Source organism: Kineococcus arenarius subsp. arenarius, from assembly GCF_050871845.1.
GTDB lineage: Bacteria > Actinomycetota > Actinomycetes > Actinomycetales > Kineococcaceae > Kineococcus.
In genome coordinates this window covers 40,485-58,008 of record NZ_JBJLSE010000013.1, presented here as the reverse complement: position 1 = coordinate 58,008, position 17,524 = coordinate 40,485, and the positions used below count along the sequence as shown (strand labels likewise).

At 73.4% G+C, this 17,524-nt stretch carries 14 protein-coding genes; 11 read left to right on the top strand and 3 right to left on the bottom strand.

The features are described from left to right. The first annotated feature begins 23 nt into the window (after positions 1-23). The 5 genes from ACRYM0_RS05585 to ACRYM0_RS05565 all read left to right on the top strand — a co-directional run bounded on the left by ACRYM0_RS05585 (position 24) and on the right by ACRYM0_RS05565 (position 6,376). The gene (locus ACRYM0_RS05585) at positions 24-1,070 is read left to right on the top strand and encodes a 4-oxalomesaconate tautomerase (protein ID WP_432502946.1); all 1,047 of its coding nucleotides are present in this window, start codon (positions 24-26) and stop codon (positions 1,068-1,070) included. Between the two features lie 42 nt (positions 1,071-1,112). After that, positions 1,113-2,111, top strand: a complete 999-nt coding sequence (locus ACRYM0_RS05580) for a VOC family protein (RefSeq protein WP_432502903.1) — start codon at positions 1,113-1,115, stop codon at positions 2,109-2,111. Next, positions 2,105-2,902, top strand: a complete 798-nt coding sequence (locus ACRYM0_RS05575) for a DUF1932 domain-containing protein (RefSeq protein WP_432502900.1) — start codon at positions 2,105-2,107, stop codon at positions 2,900-2,902. The genes ACRYM0_RS05580 and ACRYM0_RS05575 overlap by 7 nt, the downstream gene beginning before the upstream one ends. 58 nt (positions 2,903-2,960) lie before the next feature. Next, a complete protein-coding gene (locus tag ACRYM0_RS05570; protein ID WP_432502898.1) occupies positions 2,961-4,292 on the top strand; it encodes an MFS transporter in 1,332 nt (443 codons plus the stop codon). Positions 4,293-4,486: 194 nt separating this feature from the next. Continuing rightward, positions 4,487-6,376 carry an AMP-dependent synthetase/ligase gene (locus tag ACRYM0_RS05565; protein ID WP_432502896.1) on the top strand — a complete coding sequence of 630 codons (1,890 nt, stop codon included), beginning with the start codon at positions 4,487-4,489 and terminating at the stop codon, positions 6,374-6,376. A 59-nt stretch (positions 6,377-6,435) separates the two neighbouring features. On the opposite strand, the gene ACRYM0_RS05560 is transcribed toward ACRYM0_RS05565, so the two are convergent. From ACRYM0_RS05560 to ACRYM0_RS05550, 3 genes are read right to left on the bottom strand one after another with little or no spacing between them, the layout of a single operon-like run. After that, positions 6,436-7,242 (bottom strand): HpcH/HpaI aldolase family protein, encoded by an 807-nt coding sequence (locus ACRYM0_RS05560; protein ID WP_432502894.1) that lies wholly within the window; start codon positions 7,240-7,242, stop codon positions 6,436-6,438. Next, positions 7,227-8,012 (bottom strand): 2-oxo-hept-4-ene-1,7-dioate hydratase, encoded by a 786-nt coding sequence (hpaH, locus tag ACRYM0_RS05555; RefSeq protein WP_432502892.1) that lies wholly within the window; start codon positions 8,010-8,012, stop codon positions 7,227-7,229. The genes ACRYM0_RS05560 and hpaH overlap by 16 nt, the downstream gene beginning before the upstream one ends. A 26-nt stretch (positions 8,013-8,038) precedes the next feature. Then, positions 8,039-9,529 carry a fumarylacetoacetate hydrolase family protein gene (locus tag ACRYM0_RS05550; protein ID WP_432502890.1) on the bottom strand — a complete coding sequence of 497 codons (1,491 nt, stop codon included), beginning with the start codon at positions 9,527-9,529 and terminating at the stop codon, positions 8,039-8,041. A gap of 158 nt (positions 9,530-9,687) precedes the next feature. Here ACRYM0_RS05550 and ACRYM0_RS05545 point away from each other — a divergent pair, with 158 nt between their 5' ends. From ACRYM0_RS05545 to ACRYM0_RS05520, 6 genes are all read left to right on the top strand, one after another. Next, positions 9,688-10,398 carry a GntR family transcriptional regulator gene (locus tag ACRYM0_RS05545; RefSeq protein WP_432502887.1) on the top strand — a complete coding sequence of 237 codons (711 nt, stop codon included), beginning with the start codon at positions 9,688-9,690 and terminating at the stop codon, positions 10,396-10,398. 43 nt (positions 10,399-10,441) lie between these two features. Further along, entirely contained in the window at positions 10,442-11,983 is a 1,542-nt protein-coding gene (gene hpaE / locus ACRYM0_RS05540; protein ID WP_432502885.1) for a 5-carboxymethyl-2-hydroxymuconate semialdehyde dehydrogenase, read from the top strand. Positions 11,984-12,010: 27 nt separating this feature from the next. Continuing rightward, the gene (gene hpaD / locus ACRYM0_RS05535; protein ID WP_432502883.1) at positions 12,011-13,072 is read left to right on the top strand and encodes a 3,4-dihydroxyphenylacetate 2,3-dioxygenase; all 1,062 of its coding nucleotides are present in this window, start codon (positions 12,011-12,013) and stop codon (positions 13,070-13,072) included. Positions 13,073-13,103: 31 nt separating this feature from the next. Then, positions 13,104-14,618: an NAD-dependent succinate-semialdehyde dehydrogenase gene (locus ACRYM0_RS05530; protein WP_432502880.1), complete on the top strand. Its 1,515-nt coding sequence runs from the start codon at positions 13,104-13,106 to the stop codon at positions 14,616-14,618. 67 nt (positions 14,619-14,685) lie between these two features. Beyond that, positions 14,686-16,059: an MFS transporter gene (locus ACRYM0_RS05525; RefSeq protein WP_432502878.1), complete on the top strand. Its 1,374-nt coding sequence runs from the start codon at positions 14,686-14,688 to the stop codon at positions 16,057-16,059. Positions 16,060-16,099: 40 nt separating this feature from the next. Beyond that, positions 16,100-17,518, top strand: coding sequence for an FAD-binding oxidoreductase (locus tag ACRYM0_RS05520; protein ID WP_432502876.1), 1,419 nt, complete (start codon positions 16,100-16,102; stop codon positions 17,516-17,518). The last annotated feature ends 6 nt before the right edge of the window (positions 17,519-17,524 follow it).

Here is a 17,524-nt window from a genome sequence, read left to right as displayed (position 1 = left end):
ACGACACCGGTGTGCGCTGCACCATGCTGCGCGGCGGGACGTCCCGCGCGCTGTTCTTCGACGCCCGCGACCTGCCGGTCGACCCCGCCGAGCGCGACGACCTGCTGCTGCGGCTGATGGGGACGCCCGACCCGCGGCAGATCGACGGCCTGGGCGGTGCCACGTCGCTGACGAGCAAGGTGGCCGTGGTCGGCCCCTCCGAGCACCCGGACGCCGACGTCGACTACCTCTTCCTCCAGCTCGGCGTGGAGGAGGCCACCGTCAGCGACCGGCAGAACTGCGGCAACGTCCTCGCCGGGGTGGGACCCTTCGCCGTCGAGCGGGGGTTCGTCGCGGCCGGCCCGGAGCGCACCGCCGTGCGCATCCGCATGGTGAACTCCGACAGCTTCGCCGTGTCGACCTTCCCCACCCCGGGTGGGCGGGTCGAGTACCGCGGTGACGTGTCCATCGCCGGCGTGCCCGGGACGGCCGCCCCGGTGGTCCTGGACTTCGCCGACACCGAGGGCTCGGCGACCGGTGCGCTGCTGCCCACGCGGAACCTGCGCGACACCGTCGACGGGATCGAGGTCACCTGCGTCGACAACGGCATGCCCGTGGTCCTGGCGACGGCCGCCTCCTTCGGCCTGACGGGGTACGAGACGCACGAGGAGCTGGCCGCCGACACCGCCCTGCTCGCGCGCGTCGACGCCCTGCGCGTGAAGGCGGGCGCGCTGATGGGTCTGGGGGACGTCACCGGCTCGTCGGTGCCCAAGACGATCCTGCTGGCCGCGCCGGCCGACGGCGGGCAGCTGTGCACCCGCTCGTTCATCCCGGTGCACCCGCACACCTCCATCGGCGTGCTGGCCGCGGTCAGCGCGGTCACCGGCGTCCTGCTGCCCGGCGCCGTCGGCCACGAGCTGGCCGACGGCTGGCCCGGGGACCGCACCACGGTCGACGTGGAGCACCCCACCGGTCACCTGCTCGTCGACGTGGTCGTCGACACCACCGCGCAGCCCCCCCGCGCCGTGCGCTCCGGCGTGGTGCGCACCGCCCGCAAGCTCTTCGACGGCACCGCGTACCCGCGCGCCTGATCCACCTCCTCCCCGCCCCTCCCCGCACTCCCGGAGACGACGATGCCCCCGCTGCACGAGATCGCCCACCTGGCCCACGTCGAGCTGCGCACCCCCGTGCCGGAGCAGAGCCTGGAGTTCTTCACCGGCTACCTGGGCCTGACCGAGGTGGGTTCGCAGGGCGACTCGGTGTTCCTGCACGCCTGGGACGACTACGAGCGCACCACGATCAAGCTCACCGCCCACACCACCTCCGGCATCGGGCGCACCAACCTGCGCGCCGCCAGCCCCGAGGCGCTGCAGCGGCTGGTGCAGCGCATCGAGGCGAGCGGGCGCGGCACCGGCTGGCAGGACGGCGACCCGGGGTGCGGGCCCACGTACGTCTTCACCGAGCCCGACGGGCACGAGATGGGCGTGTACTACGAGTCGGAGTGGTACACCCCGCCCGCCGAGCTCGCACCGTCCCTGAAGAACCAGGCCGCCGCGCGGCCCGACCACGGCGTGCCGGTGCGCCGGCTGGACCACGTGAACTACCTCGGCGCCGACGTCGTGCCCAACCGCGACTACTTCCGCGACACCCTGGGCGCCCTGGTCACCGAGCAGATCGTCCTGGACGACGGCACCACCGCCGGCAGCTGGACGACGTTCACCAACAAGGGCTACGACGCGGTCTGGACCCGCGACTGGACCGGCTCCTCCGGGCGCCTGCACCACATCGCCTTCGCCACCGACACCCGCGAGGACATCCTGCGCGCGGCCGACCTCGCCCTGGACCACGGCGTGTTCATCGAGACCGGCCCGCACAAGCACGCCATCCAGCAGACGTTCTTCCTGTACGTCTACGAGCCCGGCGGCAACCGCATCGAGCTGTGCAACGCCGGCGCCCGCCTCGTCATCGCGCCCGACTGGCAGCCGGTGGACTGGACCGAGGCCGAGCGGGCCAAGGGGCAGGCGTGGGGGCTGAAGACGATCGAGTCCTTCCACACCCACGGCACCCCGCCCGTGCCGCAGGGCGAGCGCGTGACGGTGGGCAGCGACCCCGTCGAGGGCGACGCGTGGTGACCGAGGTCTCCTCGAGCGCGCGCGTCGCCGTCCTGGGCCTCGGTGAGGCCGGTTCGGAGATCGCCCGCGACCTGGCGACCGCCGGCGCCGACGTGCGCGGGTACGACCCCGTGGCCGGTGCGCCGGCCGGCGTGGCCGCGCGCCGCGACGAGCGCGACGCGGTGCGCGACGCCGACCTGGTCCTCAGCGTCAACAGCTCCCACGACGCGCTGCCGGCGCTCGAGGCGGCGCTGGACGCCCTGCGCCCCGGGACCGTGTGGGCCGACCTCAACACCGCCTCGCCGGGCGTCAAGCAGCAGCTCGCCGAACGGCTCGCCGGCCGGGACGTCCCGGTCGCCGACGTCGCGCTGATGGCGCCGGTGCCCGGCAAGGGCCTGCGCACCCCGATGGTGGTCTCCGGCCCCGGGGCGCAGCGGTACGCCCGGCTGCTGAGCGGCTGGGGCGCGTCCGTGGACGTCCTCGACGGCCCGCCCGGCGCAGCGATCTCCCGCAAGCTGCTGCGCAGCGTCTTCTACAAGGGCCTGGCCGCGGCCGTCGTGGAGGCCCTGGAGGGCGCCCGCGCCGCGGGTGTGGAGGACTGGCTGCGCGAGAACGTCGCCGACGAGCTCGCGGGTTTCGACCGCAGCACCCTGGTCCGGCTGGTCGAGGGCACCCACACCCACGCCCGCCGCCGCACCGACGAGATGGCCGCCGCCGCCGAGCAGCTGCGCGAGCTCGGGGTCGAGCCCCGTGTCGCCACCGCCGCGCACGACCTGCTGGCCGAGCTGCGCGACCGCTCCGCCGCGCGCTGAGCGCACCACCACGGGCCTGCGCCCGTCCCACCTGATCCCTTCCGACGGAGGTACGACGATGTCCTCGCCATACCCGCTGACCGCTTCACCCGCCACGGCCCGCCTCGCCACCCGCGTCCTGGCCCTGTGCTGGTTCACCGTCCTCGTCGACGGCCTGGACCTGTTCTCCTACGGCGCGGTGCTGCCCGCGGTGCTCGCCGACGAGGGTTTCGGCCTCGACGCGGCCACCGCCGGCGAGATCGGCAGCCTGACCACGTTCGGCATGCTGCTCGGCGCCCTGACCTCCGGGATCATCACCGACCGCGTCGGGCGGCGGAGCATCCTGCTCGCCGGTGTCGCGGTGTTCTCCCTGGCCTCGGCCGGCTGCGCGCTGGCCCCCGGGGCCGCGGCCTTCGGCGCCGCGCGCTTCATCGCCGGGTTCGGCCTGGGCGGGTTGCTGCCCACCGCCATCACCACGGTCCTGGAGTTCGCACCCGCGGGTCGCAAGAACATCACCGTGACGCTGCTCATGACCGCCCACCAGGCCGGCGGTGCGCTGGCCGGTGTGCTCGCGATGAGCGTCGTGGAGGCGCTGGGCTGGCGCGCGGTGTTCTGGCTCGGTGCCCTGCCCCTGGTGCTCGTGCTGCCGGTGCTGTGGGCGATGCTGCCCGAGTCGATCACCTTCCTGATCGCCAAGGGCCGCACCGACCGCGCCCAGCGCGTCGCCACCCGCTACGGGGTGCCGCTGGAGGCGTACGCGCCGGCCCGCTCCGAGGGCGAGACGGACCGCTCCGGGCTGCGCGGGCTGTTCGCCCCCGGGCTGCGCAAGGTCACCGTCCTGTTCTGGATCGGCTCCTTCTTCGGCCTGGTGCTCGTGTACGGCGTGAGCACCTGGTTGCCCACGATGATGCGCGCCGCCGGCTACGAGCTCGGTTCCGCGGTCAGCTTCCTCGTCGTCATCAACGTCGGCGGCATCGTCGGCATGCTCGTCGCCGGCCGCCTGGCGGACCGCATCGGCGCCCGCACCGTGGCCGTGGTCTGGTTCCTGCTGACCGCCGTGGCCGTCGGGCTGCTCTTCCTGCGCATGCCGCTGCTGCTGACCTACCTCGTGGTCTTCCTGGCCGGCGCGTGGCTGTTCAGCGCGCAGACCCTCGTGTACGCCGCGGTCGGCACCACCTACCCGGCGCGCAGCCGCGCCACCGCCGTCGGCTGGGCGGCGGGCATCGGCCGCTGGGGCGCGGTCGCGGGGCCGTGGGTCGGCGGCCTGCTCATCGCGAGCGGCGCCTCCCGGTGGGGCTTCGTGATGTTCGCGATCGCCGGTGTGATCGGCGCCGCCGTGATCGCCGCGGCGCGCACCCGGGACCCGCGGGCCCTGGCCCCCGCGCAGGAGAGCGCCGGCGCCACCGCCTGAGCGCGCACGTCAGGGCCGCAGCACCCCGCCGGGGTGCTGTGGCCCTCGTCGTCCCCGGGGGCGGCCGGACCCGCTGCGGGGGCCGCCTGGGCCGGGTGGGGTGCGTCGCCTTGACCGACCCCCGGTGCGGGCGCATCATCCGGGGACCAGCACGGCGTCACCGGGGGACCGGGGCGCGGACCGAGGAGCAGCCGATGACGTCTGCAGAGGTGTCGACGACGACGCCGAGCAGTTCCGCGACGACCCCCGCCGGTGCGCCGGGGGGTGAGCGGCGGCCGGCCGGGCTGCTGGCCACCTCCAGCCAGCCCGCGCAGGTGCCGCCGGCCACGGACGGCAACCTCAGCGACCTGGTCCTGGACTGGGAGCGGGACGACCCCCGGGCGGTGTGCTTCAGCCGCAGGGACGGCACCGGCGCCTGGGTCGACGTCACCACCGCGCAGTTCGCCGCCACGGTGCGGTCGGTGGCCAAGGGGTTGCTGGCGGCAGGGGTCCGCCCGGGCGACCGGGTGGGGCTGATGGCGCGCACCCGCTACGAGTGGACCGTCGTGGACGCGGCGTGCTGGTTCGCCGGCGCGGTCAGCGTGCCGGTGTACGACACGTCCTCGCCCGAGCAGGTCGCATGGATCCTGTCCGACTCCGGCGCGGTGGTGTGCGTGGTGGAGACCGCGGAGCACGCCGGCGTCCTGGCGGGGGTGCGCGAGCAGGTCCCCACCCTGCGCGAGTGGTGGACCCTGGAGGAGGGTGCGCTGGAGGCGCTGGCGCTCGCCGGCCGCGAGGTGGGCGACGACGCGCTGGAGGCGGCCCGCACCAGCGCCGGTCCCTCGGCCACGGCGACGATCGTCTACACGTCCGGTTCCACGGGCCGGCCGAAGGGGTGCGTGCTCACCCACGCGAACTTCGTCGACCTGGTCCGCAACGCCCACGCGGTGATGCCGGACATGCTCGACGAGCCGGGGGCCTCGACCCTGCTGTTCATCCCGCTGGCGCACGTGCTGGCGCGGTTCGTGGAGGTGCTGTGCCTGTCGGCGCGGGTGCGGATGGGTTTCGCGCCCGACACCAGGGAACTGGTCTCCGACCTGCAGAGCTTCCGGCCCTCCTTCGTGCTGGCGGTGCCGCGCGTGTTCCAGAAGGTCCACGCCGCCGCCCAGCACAAGGCGGCCACCGGCGGGAAGCTGCGCGCGGCCCTGTTCGCCCGGGCCGAGGAGACGGCCGTGGCGTACTCGCGGGCCCTGGACACCGGTGGTCCCGGCCGCGCGCTGCGGGCGCGGCACGCCCTCTTCGACCGCCTCGTGTACGCCAAGCTGCGCACCACCCTGGGCGGCCGGCTCACCCGCGCGGTCTCCGGCGGGGCGTCGCTGGGGGAGTACCTGGGGCACTTCTTCCGCGGCGCCGGCCTCACGGTGTTCGAGGGCTGGGGGCTGACGGAGACGGCGGCGCCGGCCTGCGTGAACCGCCCCGGCGACCAGCGGATCGGCACCGTGGGCCTGCCGCTGCCGGGCACGGAGGTGGCGATCGCCGAGGACGGGGAGATCCTCTGCCGCGGGATCGGGGTGTTCAAGGAGTACCTGAACCGCCCGGAGGAGACGGCGGAGGCGTTCCGCGACGGCTGGTTCCGCACCGGCGACCTCGGCTCCCTCGACGCTGCGGGGAACCTCACCATCACCGGGCGCGCCAAGGAGATCATCGTCACCGCCGCCGGGAAGAACGTCGCCCCGGCCCCGCTGGAGGACCGGCTGCGCGCCCACCCGCTGATCTCGCAGTGCGTCGTGGTCGGCGACGAGCGCCCCTACGTCACCTGCCTGCTCACCCTGGACGAGGCGGCGGTGGCGGCCTGGGGCCAGCTGCACGGCCGGGAGGGTCTGGACGTCCTGGCGGCCAAGGACGACCCGGCCGTGCGCGCCGAGCTGCAGTCGGCGGTCGACCACGCCAACGGCCTGGTCAGCCGGGCGGAGTCGATCCGCCGGTTCGGCGTGCTGGAGGGCGACTTCACCGTCGAGAACGACTGCCTGACCCCCAGCCTGAAGATGCGGCGCCACGAGGTGCTGCGCCTGTTCGCCGCGGACGTCGAGGCGCTGTACTCCTGAGGGGGCCCGGTGCGCCCCGGCGCGCACCGGACCCCTGCGGACCACCTCCGAGCGGGACGTCAGTACGAGGGCCGCTCGGCCTCGTCCCCCGGCGCGGGGACGAACTCGGCCGCGAGCTTCTCCGAGGCCCTGGCCACCAGCGCGACGTCGGCGCCCACCAGCACGAAGCGCGCTCCGGCGTCGGCGTAGGCGCGGGCGACCGCGGGGTCGAAGGCGTTGACCCCCACCGGTTTGCCGGCGGCGAGCACCGCCTCCAGGGCGCGGTGCACGGCGGCCACCACGTCCGGGTGCGTCTGCGCGCCCAGCAGGCCCATGGACGCCGCGAGGTCGCTCGGGCCGACGAACACGCCGTCGACACCGGGTGTCGCGGCGATCTCCCCGGCGTTCTCGACGGCCTCGGCGGTCTCGACCTGCACGACGACGGAGACGTGCTCCGCCGCGTTCGGCAGGTAGCCGTCCACCCGGTTCCACCGAGCCGAGCGGGCCAGCGCGCTGCCGACGCCCCGGCGCCCGGCGGGCGGGTACTGCGTGGCCGCGACCACGGCGCGGGCCTGCTCGGCGGTGGAGACCATGGGGACCAGGACGGTCTGGGCCCCCAGGTCCAGCACCTGCTTGAGCAGGACGTCGTCCGCGGCGGGCACCCGCACGACGGGTGTCACGGGGTAGCCCGAGACCGCGTGGAGCTGGGCCAGGGTGGACTCCAGCCCGTTCGGGGCGTGCTCCATGTCGATGAGGACCCAGTCCAGGCCGGAGCCGGCCATGATCTCGGCCATGACGGGGGAGCCGGAGCAGACCCAGCCGCCGAACAGCGCCCGGTCGGTGGCGCCCAGGCGGTCCCGCAGGGTCGGGTTCAGGCGAAGCGGCACGAGATCGTCCCCAGCCTTCCGTAGTCGGCGAGGACGGTGTCCCCGGGGTGCACCCACATCGGCCGGGTGAACGACCCGGCCAGGACGATCTCCCCGGCCGCGAGGTGGTCGTCGTGCTGGGCCAGCTTCTGCGCCAGCCACGCCACACCGCTGGCGGGGTGGTTGAGGACGGCCGCCGCGACACCCGACTCCTCGATGGTCTCGTTGCGGTAGAGCAGCGCCGCGACCCACCGCAGGTCGACCTCGTCGACGCGCACCGGGTTGCCCCCGACGACCATCGCACCCATGGCGGCGTTGTCGCTGATGGTGTCGACGATCGTCCGGCCCTGCATCTCGATCCTCGAGGAGAGGATCTCCAGCGCCGGGACGACGTACTCGGTGGCCCGCAGCACGTCGAAGATCGAGACGTGGGGACCGGCGAGCGGTTCGCGCAGGACGAACGCGAGCTCGACCTCGATGCGGACGTTGGAGAAGCGGGCGTGCTCGATCGTGCTGCCGTTCTCGAACACCATGTCGGCGAAGATCGCGCCGTAGTCGGGTTCGGTGATGCCGGTGGCCACCTGCATGACCTTCGAGGTCAGGCCGATCTTCCGGCCGACGGGTCGCCGGCCCGCCGCGGTGCCGCGGCGGCGCCACTCGTTCTGCACGGCGTAGGAGTCCTCGACGTCCATGCCGGGGTGGCGGGCGGTGAGCAGGGGCACCGTCGTGCGATCGCGTTCGGCGGCGGCCAGCTCGTCCGCGATCGCTGTGATCGTCTCAGGGGACAACATCGGTGGTCTCCTCCGGTGGGGTGGGCTCAGCGGGCGTCGTCGCGCTCGGCGTACTTCTGCCGCCACTGCGCGTTCATGGGGAACAGCCCGTCCACGGGGTGGCCCGCCGCGACCTGCTCGGCGACCCAGGCGTCCTCCTCCTCCTGCGCGAGAGCGGCGTCGACGACCTCCTCGGCGAGGTCGCGGGGGACGACGACGACCCCGTCGGAGTCGCCGACGATGACGTCCCCGGGCTGCACCGCGGCCCCGCCGCAGGCGATGGTGACGTCGACGTCCCACGGGACGTGCTTGCGGCCCAGGACGGCGGGGTGGGCTCCGCGGGAGTAGACGGGAAGGCCCACGGCGGCCACGGCGTCGGCGTCGCGCACACCGCCGTCGGTCACGATGCCCGCCGCCCCCCGGGCGTTGGCCCGGATGGCGAGGATGTCGCCGAGGGTTCCCGAGCCGGACTCGCCGCGGGCCTCGATGACGAGGACCTCGCCGGGCTCGACGGCGTCGAAGGCCCGCTTCTGGGCGTTGAAGCCACCGCCGTGCGAGGCGAAGAGGTCCTCGCGGTTCGGCACGAACCGCAGCGTCTTCGCCGTGCCGACGAGCTTGCGCTCCGGGTGGTTCGGGCGCACGCCGTCGATGCTCACGTTGTTCAGGCCCCGCTTGCGCAGCTGCGCCGACAGGGCGGCCACCGGGGCCCGCTCCAGCTTGGCGCGCAGGTCGTCGCCGAGCCCGGGGGAGGCGGCGGGTTCCAGGCCGGCGGCCTCGCGCGAACCCCAGGCCTCCTCGCGCTGCTGGTCGTCGACGGCGGGCAGCGAGCCGAGGCCGGCGTCGAAGGCGTGCTCGCCCTGGACCACGGTGGTCACCAGCCGGCCGGAGGTGGCGCCGGCACGCGCACCGCTCACGACGTCGACCTCGACCTCGACGACGTCACCGGGGACGACGACGCTGGAACCGGCGGGCGTCCCGGTCAGGACCACGTCGCCGGTCTCCAGCGTGAAGTGCTGGGAGAGGTCGGCGACGATCTGCGGCAGCGGGAAGAGCACGGCTGCGCTGGTGTCCTCCTGCGCCAGGGTGCCGTTCACCCACGTGCGGACCCGGATGGCCGCGGGGTCGAGGTCGGAGGCGTCGATGAGCCGCGGCCCCAGGGGGGTGAACCCGTCGCCGCCCTTGGAGCGGACGTTGGACCCCTTGTCGTTCCTGCGCAGGTCGTACAGGCCCAGGTCGTTGGCGGCGGTGACGTGCGAGACGTGCTGCCAGGCCCGCTCCACCGGGACCCGGCGCGCGGGTTCGCCGATGACCAGCGCGATCTCGCCCTCGAAGGCCAGCAGTTCCGTGCCCGCCGGGCGCTCGACCGTGCCGCCGCCGGCGGCCAGCGAGCTGGAGGGCTTGAGGAAGTACGAGGGGGCGGCGGGCCGCCGGCCGCGCTGGTCGGCGCGGGAGGCGTAGCTGAGGTGGACGGCCACCACCTTGCCGGGGCGACCGGCGGGAAGGGCGGCGAAGCGCGGGTCGTGGTCGGGGCGGGTCATCGTCGACGCTCTCCTGACGTTCGTGTCCGGGGGTGCACGCGATCGTGCCGCACGTGGAGCGGGACACCGCTGCGCACCCTTGACGGTCTTGCGATGTACATTAAGATATACGATGTTGATACGCCAGGTGCCCTGACGACGACGTGGAGGCGGCGCTGATGAACCCTGGACCCGCGGCCGGGACCAGCACGTCCAAGGTCGAGGCGGCCTACGGGCTGATCCGCGACCGGATCCTCTCGGGGGAGTACACGCCCGGGTACCGCCTCGTGCTGGGTTCGCTGGCCAAGGAGCTGGGTTCCTCCACGGTCCCGGTCCGGGAAGCCGTCCGGCGCCTGGAGGCGGAGGACCTCGTCGAGTTCGAGCGCAACGTCGGCGCCACCGTCCGCGGCCTGGACCCCGTGGAGTACCGCTGGACGATGGAGACCCTGGCCGTCGTCGAGGGGGCGGCCGTCGGCCAGGCCGTGCCCCTGCTGACCGCCGCCGACCTGCAGGAGGTGCGCCGGCTCAACGAGCTCATGCGCGCCGAGCTGCGCGAACTGCCTCGCGGGGGGTTCGACACGCAGCGCTTCAGCCAGCTCAACCAGCGCCTGCACCGCACGCTGGCCGCGCCCTGCCCCAACCCGCACCTGCTCGACCTCGTGGACCGCGGGTGGAGCCGGCTCAGCACGCTGCGGACCAGCGTGTTCTCGATGGTCCCCGAGCGCACCCACCAGTCCGTCACCGAGCACGACGAGCTCATCGAGCTCATCGCCTCCGGAGCCGATCCCGCCGCCGTCGAGCAGGCCACCCGCTCGCACCGCGCGGCCACCCTCGCAGCGGTGCTCGCCCACGAGGCCGCCCACCCCTCAGAGGTCCGCCCGCGCGGCTGACCCACCACCCCCGACGCTCCCCGACGACGACCAGGAGGAAACCGTGACCACGGACACCGCGAGCCAGGCGACCACCCGACACGTGCCCGACGGGCTGCCCACCCACCTGCAGCACTTCATCGGCGGCGAGCTGCGCGACTCCGTCGGCGGCGAGACCTTCGACGTGCTCGACCCCGTCTCCAACGAGAACTACGCCACCGCCTCCGCGGGGCAGGCCGCCGACGTCGACGCCGCCGTGCAGGCGGCCGGTCGCGCCTTCGAGGACGGCCCCTGGCCGACGATGGCCCCCCGCGCCCGCGCCCGGGTCCTCAACAGGATCGCCGACCTCGTCGAGGCGTCCGACGCCCGCCTGGCGGAGCTGGAGACCTTCGACACCGGCCTGCCCATCACCCAGGCCCTCGGGCAGGCCCAGCGCGCGGCGGAGAACTTCCGCTTCTTCGCGGACCTGATCGTCGCCCAGACCGACGACGCCTACAAGGTGCCCGGCAAGCAGGTCAACTACGTCAACCGCAAGCCGGTCGGCGTCGCCGGCCTCATCACGCCGTGGAACACCCCGTTCATGCTGGAGAGCTGGAAGCTGGCCCCCTCCATCGCCTCGGGGTGCACCGTGGTCCTCAAGCCCGCGGAGTTCACCCCGCTGTCGGCGAGCCTGTGGGCGCAGATCTTCACCGAGGCCGGACTGCCCGAGGGCGTGTTCAACCTCGTCAACGGCATCGGCGAGGAGGCCGGCGACGCGCTCGTCAAGCACCCGGGAACCCGACTGATCTCCTTCACCGGCGAGACCACCACCGGGCAGCTGATCTTCCGCAACTCCGCGGCCCACCTCAAGGGCATGTCGATGGAACTGGGCGGCAAGTCCCCGGCGGTCGTCTTCGCCGACGCCGACCTCGAGGCGGCGCTGGACTCCACGCTGTTCGGGGTCTTCTCCCTCAACGGCGAGCGGTGCACCGCCGGCTCGCGCATCCTGGTCGAGCGCAGCGTCTACGACGAGTTCGTGGAGCGCTACGCCGCCCGGGCGAAGAACATCGTCGTCGGGAACCCGCACGACCCGGCCACCGAGGTCGGGGCGCTGGTGCACCCGGAGCACTACGAGCGCGTCCTGGGGTACGTCGAGGTCGGCAAGACGGAGGGCCGCCTCGTCGCCGGCGGCGGCCGTCCCGAGCACCTGCCGGTCGGCAACTACCTGGCGCCCACCGTGTTCGCCGACGTCCCCTCCACGGCCCGCATCTTCCAGGAGGAGATCTTCGGCCCGGTCGTGGCGATCACGCCCTTCGAGGACGAGGCCGACGCGATCCGCCTGGCCAACGACGTCAAGTACGGCCTGGCCGGGTACGTGTGGACCTCGGACCTGCAGCGCGGGCACCGCGTCGCGCACTCCATCGAGGCCGGCATGGTGTGGCTGAACTCGCACAACGTGCGCGACCTGCGCAGCCCCTTCGGCGGGGTGAAGGCCTCCGGCCTCGGCCACGAGGGCGGTTACCGCTCCATCGACTTCTACACCGAGCAGCAGGCCGTCCACATCACCCTGGGCGACGTGCACACCACCCGCTTCGGCGCCCGCGCCGCCAGCGAGATCGACTACTGAGACCCCCTTCTCGACGAGGAGAAACCCGTGAACGACGCCCTGCCCACCCCGCCCGACGTCATCCGCTGCGCATACGCCGAACTGGTCGTCACCGACCTCGAGCGCTCCAGGTGGTTCTACACCGAGCTGCTCGGGCTCGTGGTGACCGCCGAGACCGAGGACGCCCTGTACCTGCGGGCCTTCGAGGAGTACCTGCACCACTCCCTCGTGATCCGCAAGGGGCCCGTCGCGGCGTGCGCGAAGCTGGCCTACCGGGTGCGCACGCCGCAGGACCTCGACCTGGCGGAGGACTACTACCGCGCCCTGGAGGTGCCGGTCCGCCGCGTGCCGGCCGGCACCACCAGGGGGATCGGCGAGGCCGTGCAGATCGAGGACCCCCTGGGCTTCCCGGTCGAGTTCTTCCACGACGCCGAGCACGTCGAGCGCTTCACCCAGCGCTACGACCTCCACGGTGCCGGTGCGATCTCCCGCCTGGACCACTTCAACGTCGTCACCCCGGACGTCCCCGCCGCGCGGGAGTACTACGAGGGCCTCGGCTTCAAGGTGTCGGAGGACATCGAGGACGAGGAGGGCACCGTCTACGCGGCCTGGATGTACCGCAAGCCCACCGTGCACGACGTGGCGCTCACCGGTGGCGACGGCCCGAGGATGCACCACATCGCGTTCGCCACCCACGAGCGCAGCCAGATCCTGCACCTGTGCGACCACCTCGGCGCGGTCCGCCGCTCCGACCAGATCGAGCGCGGCCCGGGCCGGCACGGCGTCTCGAACGCGTTCTACCTGTACCTGCTCGACCCGGACGGGCACCGCATCGAGATCTACACGCACGACTACTACACCGGTGACCCGGACAACCCGGTCGTCACCTGGGACGTGCACGACAACCAGCGTCGCGACTGGTGGGGCAACCCCGTCGTCCCGTCCTGGTACAGCAACGCCTCGACGGTGCTGGACCTCGACGGCAACCCCCGCGAGGTCGTCGAGCGCCAGGACGACCGCGAGGCCGACGTGACGATCGGCGCGGACGGCTTCTCCTACACCCGCAAGGACGAGGTGGAGCAGGGCTTCAAGGTCGGTCACCAGGTCTGATGCGCGGCGCAGCGGGCGAGGAGGAGGACGCATGACGAGCACGACGACGGGCGGCGCGACCAGCGGTGCGGGCAACGCCGCGGGAGGCGGCGCCGAGCGCGAGCAGCAGCTGCTGCGGGACGTGCCGACGCAGCTGTTCATCGGGGGCACCTGGCGCGACGGCGGGGCCGGCACGCTGACCGTGGAGGACCCGGCCACCGGGCAGGTGCTGACCGGCATCGCCGACGCCTCGGTCGAGGACGGCGTCGCCGCCCTCGACGCCGCGGTGGCCGCCCAGCACGACTGGGCGCGCACCCCGCCCCGGCAGCGCGCGGAGGTCCTGCGCCGCGCCTTCGACGCGGTCACCGAGCGCGCGGAGGACTTCGCGCTGCTGATGACGCTGGAGATGGGCAAGCCGCTGGCCGAGGCCCGCGGCGAGGTCGCCTACGGCGCGGAGTTCCTGCGCTGGTTCTCCGAGGAGGCCTCGCGCATCTCGGGGCGCTACGCCCAGAACCCGGCCGGCGGCTCGCGGATGCTGACGATGAAGCAGCCGGTGGGCCCCTGCCTGGCGATCACGCCGTGGAACTTCCCGCTGGCGATGGGCACCCGCAAGATCGGCCCGGCCCTGGCCGCCGGCTGCACCGTCGTCGTCAAGCCGGCCACCCAGACGCCGCTGACGATGCTGGCCCTGGCACGGGTCCTCCAGGAAGCCGGTGTGCCCGACGGGGTCCTCAACGTGGTCACCACCTCGCGCACCAGCCAGGTGATGGCCCCGCTCATCGCCGATCCGCGGCTGCGCAAGCTGACGTTCACCGGTTCCACACCGGTCGGGCAGGCGCTGGTGCGCCAGTCGGCGGAGCGCCTGCTGCGCACCTCCATGGAGCTGGGCGGCAACGCCCCCTTCCTCGTCTTCGACGACGCCGACCTGGACGCGGCGGTCGAGGGTGCGATGGCCGCGAAGATGCGCAACATGGGCGAGGCGTGCACGGCCGCGAACCGCTTCTACGCCCAGCGCGGCGTCGCGGAGGAGTTCTCGCGGCGGCTGGCCGAGCGGATGGGCGCGCTGCGCGTCGGCCGCGGCACCGAGGAGGGCGTGCAGGTCGGCCCCCTCATCGACGCGCGCGCCCGCCAGGACGTCGCCACCCGCGTCAGCGAGGCGGTGAGCGCGGGCGCCGAGGTGCTCACCGGCGGCGAGGGAGTGGGGGAGGCCGGTTACTTCTACGCCCCCACCGTCGTCACGGGGGTCCCGGCCGGTGCGCGGCTGCTGACGGAGGAGACCTTCGGCCCGGTCGCGCCCGTGGTCACCTTCGACACCGAGGAGGAGGGTGTGGCCCTGGCCAACGACACCGAGTACGGTCTGGTCGGCTACGTCTTCACCGAGGGCTTCTCCCGCGGCATGCGGGTGGCCGAGGCGTTGGACACCGGCATGGTGGGCCTCAACGCCGGGGTCATCTCCAACGCCGCCGCCCCGTTCGGCGGCGTCAAGGCCTCCGGGTTCGGCCGTGAGGGCGGTTCCGAGGGCATCGAGGAGTACCTGGAGACCAAGTACGTCGGTTTCCCGCTGTGATCGGCTCGTGCCCGCCCGCCGGGGTGGGCACGAGCCGCAGGTCCCCACCGTGACGAAGGAGTCATCAGTGTCCGCCCTCACATCCAGAACACCGGAGGCCGCGCTGGCGGCCGAGCGGCGCCGGGTCGCCACCGCGACCGTCGTCGGCACGACCGTCGAGTGGTACGACTTCTTCATCTACGCCAACGCCGCCGGCCTGGTGTTCGCGCAGAACTTCTTCGAGCCGGCCGGCGGATCGATCGCGATCCTGCTCTCGTTCGCCACCGTCGGGCTCAGCTTCCTGTTCCGCCCGCTCGGTGCGGCGCTGGCCGGGCACTTCGGGGACAAGATCGGCCGCAAGCGGATGCTCGTGCTCACGCTGCTGCTCATGGGCGGGTCCACGACGCTCATCGGCCTGCTGCCGACCTACGCCCAGGCCGGTGTCGTCGCCCCGGTCCTGCTCGTCGTGCTGCGCATCCTGCAGGGGCTGTCGGCCGGGGGCGAGTGGGGTGGAGCCGTGCTGATGGCGGTCGAGAACGCGCCCGCCGACAAGCGCGGCAAGTTCGGCGCCTTCCCGCAGATCGGGGTGCCGCTGGGCATGCTGCTGGCCTCGGGCGCCCTCGCCCTCATGAGCGGGGTCTTCGCCCGGGGCGAGGCGTTCGTCGAGTGGGGCTGGCGGGTGCCGTTCCTCCTCAGCGTCGTGCTGCTGGTCGTGGGCATCGTCATCCGCCGCGGTGTCGAGGAGAGCCCCGTCTTCCGCGAGATCGCGGTCCGCGGCGCCAGGACCCGTGTGCCCCTGGTGCGGCTGTTCCACAAGCACGCCCTGCTCGTCCTGCTCGCCGCGCTGACCTTCGCGGGCAACAACGCTGCCGGGTACATGACCACCGGTGGGTTCATCCAGAACTACTCCACGAACCCCGACGGCCCGCTCGGCATGGACCGCACCTCCGTCCTGCTCGCCGTGCTGTTCTCCGCCGTGGTGTGGCTGGCCTCGACGTGGACGGCCGGGGTCGTCTCCGACCGCATCGGCCGGCGCAACACGTACATCGTCGGCTGGGTCTGCCAGCTGGCGGCGGTCTTCCCGATGCTCGCCCTGGTCAACACCGGCGACGTCCTGTACCTGGCGCTGGGCCTGGGCATCTTCAGCATCGGTACCGGGCTGACGTACGGCCCGCAGTCGGCGTTCTTCTCCGAGCTGTTCCCCGCCTCCATCCGCTACTCGGGGGTGTCGATCTCCTACGCGCTGGGGGCGATCCTCGGCGGCGCGTTCGCGCCGACCATCGCGACCGCGCTGGTCCAGGAGACGGGGACGGTGTACTCCGTCGGCTGGTACCTCGTCGGGCTGACCCTCGTGGCGTTCGCCGCCACCCTGCTGATCCGGGACCGCCGGGGCATCGACCTGGGGCCGGAGAACGAGGAGGAGCAGGCGAAGAACCCGATCTACGGAGTGCGTCACGCCTGATCCGCACCCCACCGTGCACGGACCGACAGGGAGGACCGGGATGAGCGTCGACGCCGACGGCGTGCCGACGGCCACCACGGGGGTCGTCGCGGACCTGCTCGAGCGCCTGCCCGGCCGGGTGCGAACGTGCCCGGCGGAGCTCGAGCAGTACCGCCGGGACCGCTCCGGTCAGGTCAGCGGTGGCGTCCCGCTGTGCGTCGTCGAAGCGCGCTCGATCGCCGACGTCCAGGAGACCTGCCGCGCGGCCAGCGCACACGGCGTGCCGATCGTGACCCGTGGGGCCGGCAGCGGCCTGGTCGGTGGCGGGATCGCCGGACCCGGTGAGGTGGTGCTGTCCACCCGTGCCATGGACCGGGTGCTCCAGGTCTCTCCGCAGAACCGCCTCGCGGTGGTGGAACCGGGCATCCTCAACGCCGAGCTGAACCGCCGGCTCGCCGGTCAGGGGTTGTGGTGGGCCCCCGACCCGGCCAGCCGGGAGATCTCGACCGTCGGCGGCAACATCGCCACCGACGCCGGAGGTCTGCTGTGCGCCAAGTACGGCGTGACCCGTGACGCCGTGCTGTCGCTGAAGGTCGTGCTGGCCGACGGCCGGCTCATCGGCGTCGGTCACGACACCGTCAAGGGGGTCACCGGCCTGGACCTGTGCGCGCTGGTGGTCGGCTCGGAGGGCACGCTCGGGGTGATCGTCGAGTGCACCCTGAAGCTGCGCCCGCTCGTGCGGGGCGCGGTCGCCACGATCAGCGCGTCCTTCCCCTCCGTCGAGCGCGCCGCGGGAGCCGCCGCGAGCGTCGTGGCGGCCGGGTGGACACCCGCGGTCATGGAGCTGATGGACCGCCGCACGCTGGAGTGCATCAGCCGGTACAGCGGCACCGACCTGCTGTCCCGGGGCGACGCGCTGCTGCTGGTGCAGACCGACGGCGCCGCTGCCCTCGAGGAGGGGGAGGCGGTGCTGGCCCTCGCCACCGCCGCCGGTGGTGACGCGGAGCTCACGACGGACCCCGACGAGGGTGCCCGCCTGATGGCCGTGCGGCGGCAGGCGTTCCCGGCCATCGAGACCCTGGGGACGGTGCTGGTGGAGGACGTCGCCGTCCCGCTGGAGGCGATGAGCGCGGTGTTCGCGCGGGTGCGCGAGCTGGAGGAGCGCTACGACCTCGTCATCCCGACCGCCTGCCACGCCGGGGACGGCAACCTGCACCCCACCTTCGCCTTCCAGGGCGAGGGGGTGCCCGAGGTGGTCTGGCGGGCGGCCGGGGAGCTGTTCGAGTTCGCGCTGGAGGTGGGGGGGACCCTGTCCGGGGAACACGGCATCGGCGTGCTCAAGCGCCGGTGGCTGGGTGATGAGCTGGGGGAGGACCAGCTCGACCTGCAGCGGCGGATCAAGGCGGTCTTCGACCCGGCAGGCATCCTGAACCCGGGCAAGGTCTTCGCGCCGAACCCTCGACCCGGTGGGATCGCGTGACCGCCA

Excerpts from the sequence above, each read along its gene's own strand:
- ACRYM0_RS05585 (WP_432502946.1), top strand. The coding sequence starts at position 24 with ATGCTGCGCGGCGGGACGTCCCGCGCGCTGTTCTTCGACGCCCGCGAC.
- ACRYM0_RS05520 (WP_432502876.1), top strand. The coding sequence starts at position 16,100 with ATGAGCGTCGACGCCGACGGCGTGCCGACGGCCACCACGGGGGTCGTC.
- ACRYM0_RS05530 (WP_432502880.1), top strand. The coding sequence starts at position 13,104 with ATGACGAGCACGACGACGGGCGGCGCGACCAGCGGTGCGGGCAACGCC.
- ACRYM0_RS05580 (WP_432502903.1), top strand. The coding sequence starts at position 1,113 with ATGCCCCCGCTGCACGAGATCGCCCACCTGGCCCACGTCGAGCTGCGC.
- ACRYM0_RS05565 (WP_432502896.1), top strand. The coding sequence starts at position 4,487 with ATGACGTCTGCAGAGGTGTCGACGACGACGCCGAGCAGTTCCGCGACG.
- hpaH (WP_432502892.1), bottom strand. The coding sequence starts at position 8,012 with ATGTTGTCCCCTGAGACGATCACAGCGATCGCGGACGAGCTGGCCGCC.
- ACRYM0_RS05570 (WP_432502898.1), top strand. The coding sequence starts at position 2,961 with ATGTCCTCGCCATACCCGCTGACCGCTTCACCCGCCACGGCCCGCCTC.
- ACRYM0_RS05545 (WP_432502887.1), top strand. The coding sequence starts at position 9,688 with ATGAACCCTGGACCCGCGGCCGGGACCAGCACGTCCAAGGTCGAGGCG.
- ACRYM0_RS05550 (WP_432502890.1), bottom strand. The coding sequence starts at position 9,529 with ATGACCCGCCCCGACCACGACCCGCGCTTCGCCGCCCTTCCCGCCGGT.